Raw genomic sequence first — 15,379 nt, forward strand, 5'->3', positions numbered from 1 at the left:
CTTAGTCCAGACCGAGGATCCCGCGCAGTTGTGCCAGATCTTCCGCCAGAGTGGTGATCGGGCCTTTCAGCGCATTGCGATCCGCATCCGTCAGCTTGTCATAGGTCTCAAAACCGTCTTTAGTGCGGTATTTACTCAGGATGCTATCCACTTTCTTGAAGTTGGCATCCACTTTCGCCAGCAGCGTGCTGTTCTCTTTTTGCAACTGCGGACGCAGCAGGTCGACAATTTTCTGCGCCCCGTCAATGTTGGCCTGGAAATCCCACAGATCGGTATGGCTATAGCGATCTTCTTCACCGCTAATTTTGCTGGCCGCCACTTCTTCAATCAAACCAGCTGCGCCGCCGACCACTTTTGATGGTGGGAAGGCCAGTTCGCTAATGCGCTTTTGCAAATCGAGAACGTCGGTGTTCAGCTGATCGGCATATTTATCCATTCCTTTGACGCTGTTATCGCCAAACAGCGCTTTTTCCAGACGGTGGAAGCCGGTGAACTTCGGATCTTCTGCTTTTTTCTCGTAGTCATCTTCACGGGCATCAATACTGCCGTCGAGGTCAGAGAACAGCTCGGCAATGGGTTCAATGCGTTCATAGTGCTGGCGCGTCGGCGCGTAGAGGGCTTTTGCCTTCTCGATATCGCCCGCTTTCACCGCATCGGTAAAGGCTTTGGTGCCGCTAACCAGTTCAGCGGTCTCAGCAGTGACGTAGGCTTTATAGGCGGTAATAGCTTCACCGAGGCTGAGCAGCGCTTCAGCTTTAGCAGCGTCTTTAGTCGCTTCACCGGTCACGGTGAGCTTACCTTTAGGGTTAGTCAGCAGGCCGCAGGTCATGTCATATTCACCCGGCTGCAGGTTCGCCGTCAGCTTTTGCGTAAAACCAGGGGCGATATTCTCGCGCTCTTCCACCACCATCACACCTTTCAGAATTTCCCACTCCAGCGCCTTCTGGCTGTGGTTCTGAATGATGAACTGGGTTTTACCCGCTTTCACGGTGACGTTCATCGGTTCGCACTGTTTGTCGGTGACAGTGACTTTTACTTGCGGAATATCGGCAGCCTGGGCGTAAAAAGCAGAGCTGAACAGCGCAGCAACGGTAATATGCAGCGCATTGCGACGAAAATGATTCATCATGACCATCCCTTTCGATAAGTATGTTGTAACTATTTCAATCCGCAATGCCGACTAAGCGGTTCGGGATGCGGTGGTTTTATTGCTCGGCGGCAGGACAAACAGCACTAGCGCCGGAATCAAATAAATAAAGTAGACTGCAACTTCACTGATGGTCGGCGTTTCCTGATAGCCAAAAATCCCCTCCAGCAGCGTGCCAAATAGCGTATGCGTAGAAAGAATGTTGCTCAGGTCGAAAGCAACATCCTGGAAATGATTCCACAGTCCAGCTTCATGGAAGGCGCGGATAGCCCCCGCCGCCAGGCCTGCGGCCACCAGCAAAATAAACAGGCTGGTCCATTTGAAAAACACGCCGAGATTCATACGGATGCCGCCCCAGTAGATCAGGAACCCTAAAACAATTGCTGTTGCCAGACCCAACATGGCCCCGATGGGCGGCCAGATTCCCACATCCTGCTGGAAAGCGGCCAGCAGGAAAAACACCGATTCCAGACCTTCACGAGCTACGGCGAAAAAGACCATCATCACCAGCGCCCAGCCGTGGTTGTTCCCGCGCTGAAGGGCATTGTCGACTGCTTGCTCAAGCTGCTGCTTTACGTTGCGTGAGACTTTACGCATCCAGAACACCATCCAGGTCAGAATGCACACCGCCACTACCGCCACGATGCCTTCGAACAATTCCTGCTCACGCTGCGGAAATTCGCCGGTTGTTTCGTTGATAAAGATCCCCAGCCCCAGGCACAGTGCCGCAGCCAGAAATACCCCAATCCACATTACGCCAATCCAGTTGCCGCGCTGGGTGCGTTTCAGATAGCTGGCGATCAGGCTGACAATCAGCGCTGCTTCCAGGCCTTCACGTAACATGATGAGAAATGGGACAAACATGCCGATACCCTTAAATGTGAATCGCAGTCAATTGATGCAAAGATAGGTAAATATTTCTGATAGTGATTATCATTACAATAATCAGAAACACAAGTGAAATGTGTAGATAATGATGACGATTTGTAAATTAATCGCTAACAAATAATGACTTGCGGGATTATCTCTCTACCGCAACAAAGAACGGCAGGATGATGGGATTTTTTGCGCCAGATATTTACCCGGCTTCACGGCTGTGGCTAAATGGCGGCCTTATTTACCTATGAAATGAACAACATGACTCAATATTTGCACTTCCTGCTGGCGCTGGTGGTTATCCTCGCCCTCGCCTGGCTTGTCAGCTACGACCGTAAGAAAATCCGCATTCGCTATATTATCCAGTTAATTGTTATCGAAATTGCGCTGGCTTTCTTTTTTCTCCACGCCGAAAGCGGCCTGTGGCTAGTGAAAAATATCGCTTCATTCTTTGAGTCGCTCCTCGGTTTTGCCGCCGAAGGAACCAATTTTGTATTTGGCGGCATGAGTGAAAAAGGGCTGGCGTTTATTTTCCTCGGCGTACTTTGTCCCATTATCTTTATCTCAGCGCTGATCGGTATTCTTCAGCACTGGCGTATTCTCCCCATTTTCATTCGCTTGATTGGTACCCTGCTGTCGAAGGTTAACGGCATGGGCAAGCTGGAATCGTTTAACGCGGTCAGCTCGCTGATCCTTGGACAATCAGAGAACTTTATTGCCTATAAGGGCGTCCTTGGCGATCTCTCATCACGCCGCCTGTTCACCATGTCGGCTACCGCTATGTCAACGGTTTCGCTGTCCATTGTCGGCGCTTATATGAGTATGCTTGACGCGAAATATGTCGTCGCGGCGCTGATTCTGAATATGTTCAGCACCTTTATTGTGCTGTCGATAATTAACCCGACGCGCCCTGGCAGCGAAGAAGAAATTAAGCTTGAGAAGCTGCATGAATCCCAAAGCTTCTTTGAAATGCTCGGTGAATATATTCTGGCCGGTTTTAAGGTCGCAATGATCATTCTGGCGATGTTAATTGGTTTTATTGCCCTGATTAGCGCTATTAATGCCCTGTTCGCCACTCTGTTTGGCCTGAGCTTCCAGCAGATCCTTGGCTACGTTTTTTATCCCCTGGCGTGGCTGATTGGTATTCCGCTAAGCGATGCGCTGAACGCGGGCAGTATTATGGCGACCAAGCTGGTGGCGAATGAATTCGTCGCTATGATTGAGCTGCAAAAAATTGCCGTCAGCATGACGCCGCGCGGGCTGGGTATTTTGTCGGTCTTCCTGGTTTCCTTCGCCAACTTTGCTTCCATCGGCATTATTGCCGGGGCGATTAAAGGACTGAACGAACAGCAGGGAAATATTGTTTCCCGCTTCGGCCTGCGCCTGGTGTATGGCGCAACGCTGGTGAGTTTGCTCTCGGCAAGCTTCGCGGGGCTGGTACTGTAATCAGGAATGCTGGCCTGTGTTCCCGGGGACGGCGCAACGCGCCTTGCCCGGGCTACAGGTTCATGCAATCTAAGATTTGGTAGCCCGGACAGATGCGCAGCATCGCCTCCGGGAAACCGCGCGCAACGTAGATCTCGTAAGCCCGGGTAAGGCTTTAGCCGCTACCGGGCAATTCCATCAGGGCACAATTTAAAAGTGAACGCAGACTGGCTGGTCAACGCGCATCACCGACTCCTGCGCAAAACGTGATTTGTAAGTATTGCGCAGCGCTTCAATTCCCTCTTCGCTCTTAGCCTCTTTATCATGGATCAGCATCAGCGCCTTGCTCTGCTCGCGCGCGACGGTACCGTCGTTACCCAACCACTGACCGCGCGCATCAAATACCGTCAGGCCATCACGAAAGCGCGGCGTCACGTCGCGGTCAACAAACTGCTGCCACTCCTGAGCGGTAATATCTTTCCCCGCAGGACGGCTTAAGCCGAAATAAAGCGTCGTCTGCACCATGGCGTTATCCGTCGGGCAAGCGTTAGCATCTGCCGCCGGGGCCGTCTTCGCGGCAGGCGCCACGCAGCCGCTTAATATCCCTGCCAGTACCAGCGCCATCGCACCCTGTCTGAAATTCATTTTGCTACCCTCATTGTTATTTGTGCTGAGATATCAGCGTATTTTCAAGCAATTAGCAAGAGGCACAGATAGCAAAGCCCGCAGAACGCGGGCTTGAGGTCAATTCAGAGGATTACTCCGCAGTAGCGCGTACCGGCGGCGCAGTATGATAATGCGCGTCCGCGTCGGCAAAGCGTCTTTGCATTTCTGCCGACGGTGCTTTACCCAGCAGGCTGAAGACCACAATTCCGAGGCTGCCAAAGATAAAGCCCGGAATAATTTCATACAGGCCCAGCCAGGCGAACTGTTTCCACACAATTACCGTCACTGCACCGATAATCATCCCGGCCAGCGCGCCGTTACGCGTCATTCGTGACCACATCACCGAGAACAGCACCACCGGGCCAAACGCCGCGCCAAAGCCCGCCCATGCGTAGCTCACCAGACCCAGTACGCGGTTATCCGGGTTTGCCGCCAGCGCGATGGATACCAGCGCCACCACCAGCACCATAAAGCGCCCTACCCACACCAGCTCTTTCTGACTTGCATGTTTACGCAGAAACGCTTTATACAGGTCTTCGGTAATTGCGCTAGAGCACACCAACAGCTGGCAGCTCAGAGTCGACATCACCGCCGCCAGAATCGCCGACAGCAGGATCCCGGCAATCCACGGGTTAAACAGAATTTGCGCCAGTTCGATAAAGACGCGTTCGGCATTCTGGTTCACCGCGCCCGCCACGCCCGGGTTGTTATTAAAGTAAGCGATACCGAAGAAACCAACGGCAACCGCACCCGCCAGGCAGAGGATCATCCAGGTCATGCTGATGCGACGGGCATGAACGATGCTGTGGTGCGAATCCGCCGCCATAAAGCGCGCCAGGATGTGCGGCTGACCGAAATAGCCAAGACCCCAGCCCATTAGCGAAATAATCGCCACGAAGTTCAGCCCTTTGAGCATATCAACGTTCTCAATACTCTTTTGCTTGATCACTTCCAGTGAATCGCCAAATCCGCCGACGGAAATAATCACCATAACCGGCGTCAGAATAAGGGCGAATATCATCAGGCTGGCCTGAACGGTATCGGTCCAGCTCACCGCGAGGAAACCGCCGACAAAGGTATAAATAATGGTTGCCGCCGCGCCGGCCCACAGCGCGGTTTCGTAGCTCATGCCAAATGTGCTTTCAAACAGACGGGCGCCCGCCACAATTCCGGACGCACAATAGATGGTGAAAAATAACAAAATCACCAGCGCTGAGATGATTCGCAGTACGCGGCTTTTATCTTCAAAACGCCCGGTGAAATAATCCGGCAGCGTCAGGGCGTTATTATTGACCTCGGTATGTACGCGTAAACGCCCGGCCACCAGTTTCCAGTTAATCCATGCGCCTAACGTCAGGCCAATGGCAATCCAGCTTTCAGAGATACCGGAAATAAATATCGCCCCCGGCAATCCCATTAACAACCAGCCGCTCATATCCGAAGCCCCGGCAGACAGCGCCGTGACGAATGGACCGAGGCTACGACCGCCGAGAATATAGTCATCGAAGTTCCTGGTCGATCGCCAGGCAATAAAACCGATAAGTACCATGCCAAAAATGTAAATAATAAAAGTCACCAACATGGGTGTGCTAATAGCCATGCAAAAATCTCCAGAATTTTTTGTCGACAGCGTCCAACTTTGTCGTTTTTTCCACTACCGGAACGGGATAATGGCATATTGGTTGTATTGGGCGACCGTATCCTGACGGAAGCTTTGTTTTTTCACAAACGATTTAACACAGCATTTACACGAAATGCTTCGGGGACCAAACTTCATTTTGTTATAGGTTGCACTCTCTCACGTTTTTACCGGTTGCACCACGCAAAAGTGTTAAGTGACGCATAGAAAAACCCTATTAGACCGGGGATAAATCCCTGCTATTTTCATCATGATTTTTAACAATCAAAGCAATTTTCAGCCTGCCACACAATTCTCAATTAACAAGGTTGCACAAAGTTGCAACATGATAGATATTTCTACGCAACCGCATAACTGCACAGAAGCGAAGTTCGCAAAATCATTCAATCTGCGTCGAGGCGTGCAAATTTGTAAGACCCTGGGAGCATAGATAACTATGTGACCAGGGCGCGCAAATGCAGCCAACAAAGAGGCAGGCTGAAGGATGAAGCGAATGACCAATAACAGGAGTTCCTGACATGGGCACCACCACCATGGGTGTAAAACTTGACGACGCGACGCGCGAACGCATTAAATCCGCGGCGAGCCGTATTGACCGCACGCCGCACTGGCTGATTAAACAGGCCATCTTCAACTATCTTGAAAAGCTGGAAAACGACGAGACGCTGCCGGAGCTACCTGTGCTCCTCTCTGGCGCGGCTAACGAAAGCGATGAGGCAGGCAATCCGGGCGACGAGCCTTATCAGCCGTTCCTTGAATTCGCCGAGCAGATCCTGCCGCAGTCCGTCTCCCGCGCCTCCATTACCGCCGCCTGGCGCTGGGCCGAAACTGATGCCGTGCCGATGCTGCTGGAGCAAGCTCGCCTGCCGCAAAATCTCGGCGAGCAGGCCCACAAGCTCGCGTATCAGTTGGCAGAAAAGCTGCGTAATCAGAAAACCGCCAGCGGTCGCGCCGGGATGGTGCAAAGCCTGTTGCAGGAATTCTCGCTCTCCTCACAGGAAGGCGTGGCTCTGATGTGCCTGGCGGAAGCACTGCTGCGCATCCCCGACAAAGCCACCCGCGATGCGCTAATTCGCGACAAAATCAGCAACGGCAACTGGCAGTCACATATCGGCCGTAGCCCATCGCTGTTCGTCAACGCCGCCACCTGGGGGCTGCTGTTTACCGGCAAGCTAGTTTCAACCCATAACGAAACCAGCCTGTCGCGCTCACTGAACCGTATTATCGGCAAGAGCGGCGAGCCGCTGATCCGCAAAGGCGTCGATATGGCGATGCGCCTGATGGGCGAACAATTTGTTACCGGCGAAACCATTGCTGAAGCGCTGGCCAACGCCCGCAAGCTGGAAGATAAAGGATTCCGCTACTCCTACGATATGCTCGGCGAAGCGGCGCTAACCGCCGACGATGCTCAGGCCTATATGGTCTCCTATCAGCAGGCGATTCACGCCATCGGCAAAGCCTCAAACGGACGCGGTATTTATGAAGGTCCGGGGATCTCAATTAAGCTCTCCGCGCTGCACCCGCGCTACAGCCGCGCTCAGTACGATCGCGCGATGGAAGAGCTTTACCCGCGCCTGAAGTCCCTGACCCTGCTGGCACGCCAGTACGATATTGGCATCAACATCGATGCTGAAGAGGCCGACCGCCTGGAGATCTCTCTCGATCTGCTGGAAAAACTCTGTTTTGAGCCAGAACTGGCGGGCTGGAACGGCATTGGTTTTGTTATCCAGGCCTACCAGAAACGCTGCCCATTTGTCATTGACTACCTGATTGACCTCGCCACCCGAAGCCGCCGTCGTCTGATGATCCGCCTGGTGAAAGGTGCCTACTGGGACAGCGAGATCAAACGTGCGCAGATGGACGGCCTCGAAGGCTATCCGGTCTATACCCGCAAGGTCTACACCGACGTGTCTTATCTGGCCTGCGCGAAGAAACTGCTGGCAGTACCGAACCTGATTTATCCGCAGTTCGCAACCCACAACGCCCATACCCTGGCGGCGATTTATCAGCTCGCCGGGCAGAACTACTATCCGGGACAGTACGAATTCCAGTGCCTGCACGGCATGGGTGAGCCGCTGTATGAGCAGGTAACAGGCCCCGTTGCCGACGGCAAGCTCAACCGTCCGTGCCGTATTTATGCCCCGGTCGGCACCCACGAAACGCTGCTGGCGTATCTGGTGCGTCGTCTGCTGGAAAACGGCGCTAACACCTCATTCGTTAACCGTATTGCCGATAATACCCTGCCGCTGGATGAACTGGTTGCCGACCCGGTAACCGCCGTGGAAAAACTGGCCCAGCAGGAAGGTCAGACCGGCCTGCCGCATCCGAAAATTCCGCTACCGCGCGATCTGTACGGTAAAGGCCGCAGCAACTCTGCCGGTCTGGATCTGGCCAACGAACATCGCCTGGCCTCCCTCTCCTCTTCTTTATTAAATAGCGCCCTGCATAAATGGCAGGCGCTGCCGATGCTGGAACAACCGGTTGCCGAAGGCGAAACGCAGGCGGTGATTAACCCGGCGGAGCCAAAAGATATTGTCGGTCAGGTGCGTGAAGCCAGCGAGGCTGAAGTTCAGCAGGCGCTGAGCAACGCGGTCAACAATGCGCCAATCTGGTTCGCCACCCCGCCGCAGGAGCGCGCGGCAATCCTTGAACGCGCCGCCATACTGATGGAAAGCCAGATGCCGACTCTGATGGGCATCCTGGTGCGCGAAGCGGGTAAAACCTTCAGTAACGCCATCGCCGAAGTGCGCGAAGCGGTGGATTTCCTCCACTACTATGCCGGCCAGGTCCGCGATGATTTTGATAACGAAACCCATCGCCCGTTGGGCCCGGTGGTGTGTATCAGCCCGTGGAACTTCCCGCTGGCGATCTTTACCGGCCAGATTGCCGCCGCGCTGGCGGCGGGCAATACCGTGCTGGCGAAACCCGCCGAGCAGACGCCGCTTATCGCCGCTCAGGGCGTGGCAATCCTGCTGGAAGCTGGCGTGCCGCCGGGGGTGATTCAACTGCTGCCAGGGCGTGGGGAAACCGTTGGTGCTGCGCTCACGTCAGACGATCGCGTGCGCGGCGTGATGTTTACCGGCTCGACCGAAGTCGCCACCTTATTACAACGCAATATCGCCAGCCGTCTTGACGCGCAGGGTCGCCCGACGCCGCTTATCGCCGAAACCGGCGGCATGAACGCGATGATCGTCGACTCCTCTGCCCTGACTGAGCAGGTAGTTGTCGACGTACTTGCCTCGGCGTTCGACAGCGCAGGTCAACGCTGCTCCGCCCTGCGCGTGCTTTGCCTGCAGGACGACATCGCCGAGCATACGCTGACCATGCTGCGCGGCGCGATGGCCGAATGCCGGATGGGCAATCCGGGCCGTCTGACTACCGATATCGGGCCGGTGATCGATGCCGAAGCCAAAGAGAACATTGAGCGCCATATCCAGACGCTGCGGACCAAAGGGCGCAAAGTCTTCCAGGCGGTGCGCGAAAACGGCGAAGATTCCCGCGAGTGGACCAGTGGTACCTTTGTTCCGCCAACGCTTATTGAACTCGATAGTTTTGACGAGCTGAAAAAAGAGGTCTTCGGCCCGGTGCTGCATGTGGTGCGCTATAACCGCAATGAACTGGCTCAACTGGTTGAGCAGATTAACGCTTCCGGCTACGGCCTGACCCTCGGCGTGCATACCCGTATCGACGAGACGATCGCTCAGGTGACCGGCAGCGCTAACGTCGGCAACCTGTACGTCAACCGCAATATGGTCGGCGCGGTAGTCGGCGTGCAGCCGTTCGGCGGCGAAGGGCTGTCGGGTACCGGTCCGAAAGCAGGCGGCCCGCTGTACCTGTACCGCCTGCTCTCCAGCCGTCCACAAAACGCCGTCGGGATCACCCTCGCCCGTCAGGACGCCGAGCGCCCGCTGGATGCGCAGTTGAAAACGCTGCTGGAGAAACCGCTGCTTGCACTACAGCAGTGGGCAGCGGACCGTCCGGAATTACAGGCCCTGTGCCAGGCGTTCAGTGAACAGGCGCAGGCCGGAACCCAGCGTCTGCTGCCAGGACCAACCGGGGAGCGCAACACTCTGACCTTTATGCCACGCGACCGGGTGCTGTGCGTGGCCGATAACGAGCAGGATGCGCTGACCCAGCTGGCGGGCGTTACCGCCGTCGGTTGTGAAGTGCTGTGGCCAGATGCGCCTCTCCAGCGCGAGCTGGCGAAAAAGCTGCCGCGCGAAGTCAGCGAACGCCTCCACTTTGCCAAAACGGAAACCCTGATGACCGAACCGTTCGATGCGGTTATCTATCACGGCGACTCCGATCAGCTGCGGGAACTGTGCGAGCAGGTAGCGGCACGCGATGGCGCGATTGTTTCGGTGCAGGGCTTCGCCCGCGGCGAAAGCAATCTGTTGCTGGAACGGCTCTATATTGAACGTTCGCTCAGCGTTAATACCGCCGCGGCCGGCGGTAACGCCAGCCTGATGACGATTGGTTAAGGTAATGTCCCGGAGGCGGTGCTGCGCACCTGTCCGGGCTACAAAACCCGCAAACCTGATAAATCCCGGGTCGCGGCTGACGCCTTACCCGGGCGACCCAACTTTCAGGCCGTACGCACTTGTAGCCCGGGCAAGGCGCTCTGCGCCGCCCCCGGGAAAACAGACCGGCATCAACGTCAGCTAATGACACCAGGCGCAGGCTGTGGTTAATTAAGGCTCCCGGACGGGAGCTTTTTTTATGGGAGTTGACCAATGAAACGCACTTTACTCGCGCTTACCGCGCTGCTGGCAAGCACTCATGCGCTGGCGGACGAATGCAACAACGCCAGCAATCAAACGGAGATGAATCAGTGCACCGCCGCCCAATACCAGGCGGCGGATAAAAAACTGAATGAAACCTATCAGGAAGCACTGAAGCGCGCCTCCGGCAAACAGCAGGAATTACTCAAAAAAGCACAGCTGGCGTGGATTACCCTGCGCGATGACGATTGCAAATTCCTCGCCTCCGGCGCAGACGGCGGCAGCGTACAGCCGATGCTTATCAACCAGTGCATGTCCGATAAAACCGTTGAGCGCGAGTCGTTCCTTGCTTCGCTACTACAGTGCGAAGATGGCGATCAAAGCTGCCCTCTCCCGCCCGCTGATTAACGCAGGCGAATACCTTCGATAATCATCCGCTGCACGTTATCGACGGTTTGCTGAAAGAATGCCTCATCGCGCAGCGTTGCGCCGGTCACCGCCTCAACCTGAGTAGCGAAATCGGCGTAATGCTGGGTGGTCGCCCAAATCATAAAAATCAGATGCTGCGGGTCGACCGGCGCCAGCTTGCCGCTCTCGACCCAGCCGGAAACAATCGCCGACTTCTCATCCACCAGCGCTTTTAAATCGCCGGTCAGCTCCCCCATCAGCAACGGCGCGCCCTGAAGCATCTCCAGACAAAACAGCTTCGACGCCTGCGGGTGATCGCGCGACACCTCCAGCTTGAGGCGGATATATTCGCCAATCGCCACCAGCGGGCTGATATCTTCACGAAAGGCCTTCAGCGGCGCCAGCCAGATAGCCAGAATCTGCTGCAGCACGGCAATATACAGCGCCTCTTTCGATGGGTAGTAATAGAGCAAATTGGTTTTTGACACCCCGGCCAGCTCGGCGACCTGTTCAAGGCGCGTCCCGTGGATACCAAACTGCGAGAATGCGTCCAGCGCAGCGGCCAGAATAGCCTCTTTTTTTGCGCTCACCGCCTGTGAACGTTTTCCGGTTTTTTTCACGGCGCCCTGTGCCATTGGTCATCTCCTTCTTTTTACGCCATCAGCATAGCAAAAGCCCAACGCCGACACGACTCTCTGCACCTTGATTGCGCATGACTGCGGTTTTTTCGTGCACTGATTTTGACCATTTAGTCTACTTTTTCGCTGTTATTTTCAGCAACCACCCAGCAACACATTAATAACATTAGCCTTTGCAAAACTGGCATCGCCTTTGCTTTACCTTTGACACGGGGCGACCAAAGGAGATGCAGGATGCAGCGCCGCGCGACTTCTTGTTCAACGACATGCAGAGAGGTAGGTATGAAAATTGGTGTCTTCGTTCCAATTGGTAATAACGGCTGGCTGATTTCCACCCATGCTCCCCAGTACATGCCGACGTTCGAGCTGAATAAGGCCATCGTGCAGAAAGCCGAGCACTACAACTTTGATTTTGCCCTTTCGATGATCAAACTGCGCGGCTTCGGCGGCAAAACCGAATTTTGGGATCACAACCTTGAATCCTTCACCCTGATGGCCGGGCTGGCGGCAGTCACCTCGCGCATTCAGATATACGCCACCGCCGCCACGCTGACGCTGCCCCCGGCAATCGTCGCCCGCATGGCCTCGACTATCGATTCCATCTCCGGTGGTCGCTTCGGCGTCAATCTGGTGACCGGTTGGCAAAAACCGGAATATGAGCAGATGGGCATGTGGCCGGGGGATGATTACTTCGCCAGTCGCTATGACTATCTCACCGAATATGTTCAGGTTCTGCGCGACCTGTGGGGCACCGGACGCAGCGACTTTAAAGGCGACTATTTCACCATGAACGATTGCCGCGTTAGCCCGCAACCGTCGCAGCCGATGAAGGTGATCTGCGCCGGGCAGAGTGATGCCGGAATGGCGTTCTCCGCCCAGCACGCTGACTACAACTTCTGCTTCGGTAAAGGGGTTAACACCCCCGCCGCCTTCGCTCCAACCGCAGCACGGATGATGCAGGCGGCGGAAAAAACCGGCCGTGACGTCGGCTCCTACGTGCTGTTTATGGTGATTGCCGACGAGACCGATGAGGCAGCCCGCGCCAAATGGGAGCACTACAAAGCTGGCGCAGATGAAGAAGCGCTGGCATGGCTGACCGAACAGAGCCAGAAAGATACCCGCTCCGGCAGCGACACTAACGTCCGCCAGATGGCCGACCCCACCTCAGCGGTCAACATCAATATGGGCACTCTCGTCGGCTCTTACGCCAACGTCGCCCGCATGCTCGACGAAGTGGCGGCAGTCCCCGGCACCGACGGCGTGCTGCTAACGTTTGATGATTTCCTTATCGGCATCGAAGCCTTTGGTCAGCGCATTCAGCCGCTGATGCGCTGCCGCGACCATATCGCCACACTCACTCAAGAGGTTGCCTGATGATTACCCTTCCCGCTCGCCCGGAATCCCTGACCTTCGCGCCGCAGCAGAGCGCGCTGATCGTGGTGGATATGCAGAACGCCTACGCCAGCCTTGGGGGTTATCTTGACCTCGCCGGATTTGACGTTTCCGCCACCCGACCGGTAATCGACAATATCAACACCGCCGTTGCCGCCGCGCGCGCCGCCGGAATGCTGATTATCTGGTTCCAGAACGGCTGGGACGACCAGTATGTGGAAGCCGGTGGCCCCGGCTCACCGAATTTTCATAAATCCAACGCGCTGAAAACCATGCGTAAAAACCCTGAGCTGCAGGGCAAGCTGTTGGCTAAGGGCGGCTGGGACTATCAACTGGTCGATCAGCTCAAACCGCTGCCGGGCGATATTGTGCTGCCCAAACCACGCTACAGCGGCTTCTTCAACACCGCGCTCGACAGCATTCTGCGCAGTCGCGGCATTCGCCACCTGGTCTTTACCGGCATCGCCACCAACGTCTGCGTAGAGTCTACCCTGCGCGATGGCTTCTTCCTCGAATATTTCGGCATCGTGCTTGAGGATGCCACCCACCAGGCCGGGCCGTCGTTCGCCCAGCAGGCGGCGCTGTTCAATATTGAAACCTTCTTTGGCTGGGTCAGCGACGTCACCAGCTTCTGCACGGCTCTTGAGCCCGCAGCATCGATCTCATTCCCGGAGGAGAAACGTTATGCCTAAACAGGTAATTATTCCGCCAGGCACCACCACGCCAATCGCGCCGTTTGTCCCCGGTACGCTGGCCGACGGCGTGGTTTACGTCTCCGGCACGCTGCCGTTTGATAAGCAAAACAACGTGGTTTACATCGGCGACCCAAAGGCGCAAACCCGTCACGTGCTCGACACCATCAAGAGCGTTATCGAGACGGCGGGGGGAAGTATGGAGGATGTGACCTTCAACAGCATCTTTATCACCGACTGGAAAAACTACGCCGCGATTAACGAGGTCTACGCTGAATTCTTCCCCGGCGACAAACCGGCGCGTTTCTGCATTCAGTGCGGGCTGGTGAAGCCTGATGCGCTGGTAGAGATAGCGACCGTCGCGCATATCGGGAAACCAGCATGATTAAGCTCAATATCTCCCCGGCGCCTTATCCGGGCGCGCCGGTGGTGGTGCTGAGCGCCGGGCTCGGCGGCGCGGGCGGCTACTGGCTGGCGCAGCGCGCGGCGCTGGAAACGCAGTATCAACTGGTGAGCTATGACCATAACGGCACCGGCGAAAACGGCGGCACGCTGCCCGCAGGCTACAGCATGGCAACCATGTCGCAGGAGCTGTACGCGGCGCTGCAAGAGGCGGGAGTTTCGCGTTTTGCCCTGGTCGGTCACGCGCTCGGCGCACTGATTGGCCTGCAGTTGGCGCTGGATTTTCCCGAGGCGGTCAGCGCCCTGGTGCTGATTAACGGCTGGCTGACGCTCTCCCCGCATACCCGTCGCTGCTTTCTGGTGCGCGAGCGCCTGCTGCACGCGGGCGGCGCTCAGGCATGGGTTGAAGCGCAGCCGCTGTTTCTCTATCCGGCGGAGTGGATGGCCGCGCGCCTGCCGCGCCTCGAGGCCGAAGACGCGCTCGCCATCAGCCATTTTCAGGGCAAAGATAATCTGCTCAAAAGGCTTAATGCCCTTAAGCAAGCCGACTTTTCACGGCGGGCAGCGGCAATAACCTGCCCGACGCTCATCATCAGCGCGGCCGACGATCTGCTGGTTCCGGCCTCCTGCTCCCGCGTGCTGCAAGCGGCAATCCCCGGCAGCCAACTGGTGGAAATGGCCTGGGGCGGCCACGCTTGCAACGTCACTGACACCGCCACCTTCAACCCTATTTTATGCGACGGGCTGGCCACCATGCTGCCCGCAGTTCAGGAGGATCTATGAGCGAAGCCATTAGCCCGGCCGCCTGCACCACGTTGTTTACCGAAGCCAGAACCCACAACGGCTGGCTGGACAAACCGGTCACCGACGACCAGCTGCGTGAAATCTACGCCTTGATGAAAATGGGGCCCACCTCCGCCAACTGCTCCCCGGCACGCATCGTTTTTATCCGCACGCCAGAGGGTAAAGAGAAGCTGCGCCCGGCTCTGTCCAGCGGCAATCTGGAGAAGACCATGCAGGCCCCGGTCACCGCGATTGTGGCCTGGGACAGCGCATTCTATGACCGCCTGCCGGAGCTGTTTCCACACGGTGACGCCCGTAGCTGGTTCACCTCCAGCCCACAGCTGGCGGAAGAGACGGCCTTTCGCAACAGCTCATTACAGGCGGCATATCTGATTTTCGCCTGTCGGGCGCTGGGCCTGGATACCGGTCCAATGTCGGGTTTTGATCGCGAAAAGGTCGATGCGGCATTTTTTGCCGACGGCGGCTGGAAAAGCAACCTGCTGATTAACATTGGCTACGGCGATACCAGCAAACTGTACGACCGCCTGCCGCGTCTTACCTTCGATGATGCCTGCCAGCTGGCATAAGGA

13 protein-coding genes are annotated in these 15,379 nt (G+C 56.3%); 8 read left to right on the plus strand and 5 right to left on the minus strand.

The genetic code is table 11. From position 1 onward, the window contains the following. Position 1 precedes the first annotated feature (1 nt). On the minus strand, positions 2 to 1,129 hold the full coding sequence (efeO, locus tag DA718_RS17515) for an iron uptake system protein EfeO (RefSeq protein ID WP_112215179.1): 1,128 nt from the start codon (positions 1,127 to 1,129) through the stop codon (positions 2 to 4). Positions 1,130 to 1,180: 51 nt separating this feature from the next. After that, positions 1,181 to 2,011, minus strand: a complete 831-nt coding sequence (gene efeU, locus DA718_RS17520; protein WP_112215180.1) for an iron uptake transporter permease EfeU — start codon at positions 2,009 to 2,011, stop codon at positions 1,181 to 1,183. A gap of 273 nt (positions 2,012 to 2,284) precedes the next feature. Here efeU and DA718_RS17525 point away from each other — a divergent pair, with 273 nt between their 5' ends. Further along, positions 2,285 to 3,469 (plus strand): NupC/NupG family nucleoside CNT transporter, encoded by a 1,185-nt coding sequence (locus DA718_RS17525; RefSeq protein ID WP_112215309.1) that lies wholly within the window; start codon positions 2,285 to 2,287, stop codon positions 3,467 to 3,469. 189 nt (positions 3,470 to 3,658) lie between these two features. Here the strand turns inward: DA718_RS17525 and DA718_RS17530 are convergent, their stop codons facing one another. Next, complete coding sequence (locus tag DA718_RS17530) at positions 3,659 to 4,093, minus strand: DUF3574 domain-containing protein (RefSeq protein WP_112215181.1); 435 nt, start codon at positions 4,091 to 4,093, stop codon at positions 3,659 to 3,661. Positions 4,094 to 4,205: 112 nt separating this feature from the next. Continuing rightward, positions 4,206 to 5,714: a sodium/proline symporter PutP gene (gene putP / locus DA718_RS17535; protein ID WP_112215182.1), complete on the minus strand. Its 1,509-nt coding sequence runs from the start codon at positions 5,712 to 5,714 to the stop codon at positions 4,206 to 4,208. 557 nt (positions 5,715 to 6,271) lie between these two features. On the opposite strand from putP, the gene putA reads away from it, so the two are divergent. Further along, entirely contained in the window at positions 6,272 to 10,234 is a 3,963-nt protein-coding gene (gene putA, locus DA718_RS17540; protein ID WP_112215185.1) for a trifunctional transcriptional regulator/proline dehydrogenase/L-glutamate gamma-semialdehyde dehydrogenase, read from the plus strand. A 252-nt stretch (positions 10,235 to 10,486) separates the two neighbouring features. Further along, positions 10,487 to 10,882 carry a lysozyme inhibitor LprI family protein gene (locus tag DA718_RS17545; RefSeq protein ID WP_112215186.1) on the plus strand — a complete coding sequence of 132 codons (396 nt, stop codon included), beginning with the start codon at positions 10,487 to 10,489 and terminating at the stop codon, positions 10,880 to 10,882. Here DA718_RS17545 and rutR read toward each other — a convergent pair. Next, complete coding sequence (rutR, locus tag DA718_RS17550; protein ID WP_110277506.1) at positions 10,879 to 11,517, minus strand: HTH-type transcriptional regulator RutR; 639 nt, start codon at positions 11,515 to 11,517, stop codon at positions 10,879 to 10,881. The genes DA718_RS17545 and rutR overlap by 4 nt on opposite strands. 285 nt (positions 11,518 to 11,802) lie before the next feature. On the opposite strand from rutR, the gene rutA reads away from it, so the two are divergent. Genes rutA through DA718_RS17575 form a run of 5 tightly spaced genes read left to right on the plus strand, consistent with a single transcriptional unit; the run spans position 11,803 to position 15,376 of the window. Then, entirely contained in the window at positions 11,803 to 12,894 is a 1,092-nt protein-coding gene (rutA, locus tag DA718_RS17555) for a pyrimidine utilization protein A (RefSeq protein ID WP_112215187.1), read from the plus strand. Beyond that, on the plus strand, positions 12,894 to 13,604 hold the full coding sequence (gene rutB / locus DA718_RS17560) for a pyrimidine utilization protein B (RefSeq protein WP_112215188.1): 711 nt from the start codon (positions 12,894 to 12,896) through the stop codon (positions 13,602 to 13,604). Before rutA ends, rutB begins: the two co-directional genes overlap by 1 nt. Further along, the gene (gene rutC, locus DA718_RS17565) at positions 13,597 to 13,989 is read left to right on the plus strand and encodes a pyrimidine utilization protein C (RefSeq protein ID WP_112215189.1); all 393 of its coding nucleotides are present in this window, start codon (positions 13,597 to 13,599) and stop codon (positions 13,987 to 13,989) included. The genes rutB and rutC overlap by 8 nt, the downstream gene beginning before the upstream one ends. Then, positions 13,986 to 14,789, plus strand: a complete 804-nt coding sequence (gene rutD, locus DA718_RS17570) for a pyrimidine utilization protein D (protein WP_112215190.1) — start codon at positions 13,986 to 13,988, stop codon at positions 14,787 to 14,789. Before rutC ends, rutD begins: the two co-directional genes overlap by 4 nt. Next, positions 14,786 to 15,376: a malonic semialdehyde reductase gene (locus DA718_RS17575; protein ID WP_112215191.1), complete on the plus strand. Its 591-nt coding sequence runs from the start codon at positions 14,786 to 14,788 to the stop codon at positions 15,374 to 15,376. Before rutD ends, DA718_RS17575 begins: the two co-directional genes overlap by 4 nt. The last annotated feature ends 3 nt before the right edge of the window (positions 15,377 to 15,379 follow it).

The organism is Klebsiella huaxiensis (genome assembly GCF_003261575.2).
GTDB classification, from domain to species: domain Bacteria; phylum Pseudomonadota; class Gammaproteobacteria; order Enterobacterales; family Enterobacteriaceae; genus Klebsiella; species Klebsiella huaxiensis.

Bases quoted from the DNA above. Each gene is read 5' to 3' on its own strand.
- rutR (WP_110277506.1), bottom strand. From the start codon at position 11,517: ATGGCACAGGGCGCCGTGAAAAAAACCGGAAAACGTTCACAGGCGGTG.
- DA718_RS17575 (WP_112215191.1), top strand. From the start codon at position 14,786: ATGAGCGAAGCCATTAGCCCGGCCGCCTGCACCACGTTGTTTACCGAA.
- rutC (WP_112215189.1), top strand. From the start codon at position 13,597: ATGCCTAAACAGGTAATTATTCCGCCAGGCACCACCACGCCAATCGCG.
- DA718_RS17525 (WP_112215309.1), top strand. From the start codon at position 2,285: ATGACTCAATATTTGCACTTCCTGCTGGCGCTGGTGGTTATCCTCGCC.
- DA718_RS17530 (WP_112215181.1), bottom strand. From the start codon at position 4,093: ATGAATTTCAGACAGGGTGCGATGGCGCTGGTACTGGCAGGGATATTA.
- putA (WP_112215185.1), top strand. From the start codon at position 6,272: ATGGGCACCACCACCATGGGTGTAAAACTTGACGACGCGACGCGCGAA.
- rutD (WP_112215190.1), top strand. From the start codon at position 13,986: ATGATTAAGCTCAATATCTCCCCGGCGCCTTATCCGGGCGCGCCGGTG.
- efeO (WP_112215179.1), bottom strand. From the start codon at position 1,129: ATGATGAATCATTTTCGTCGCAATGCGCTGCATATTACCGTTGCTGCG.
- rutB (WP_112215188.1), top strand. From the start codon at position 12,894: ATGATTACCCTTCCCGCTCGCCCGGAATCCCTGACCTTCGCGCCGCAG.
- putP (WP_112215182.1), bottom strand. From the start codon at position 5,714: ATGGCTATTAGCACACCCATGTTGGTGACTTTTATTATTTACATTTTT.
- DA718_RS17545 (WP_112215186.1), top strand. From the start codon at position 10,487: ATGAAACGCACTTTACTCGCGCTTACCGCGCTGCTGGCAAGCACTCAT.
- rutA (WP_112215187.1), top strand. From the start codon at position 11,803: ATGAAAATTGGTGTCTTCGTTCCAATTGGTAATAACGGCTGGCTGATT.
- efeU (WP_112215180.1), bottom strand. From the start codon at position 2,011: ATGTTTGTCCCATTTCTCATCATGTTACGTGAAGGCCTGGAAGCAGCG.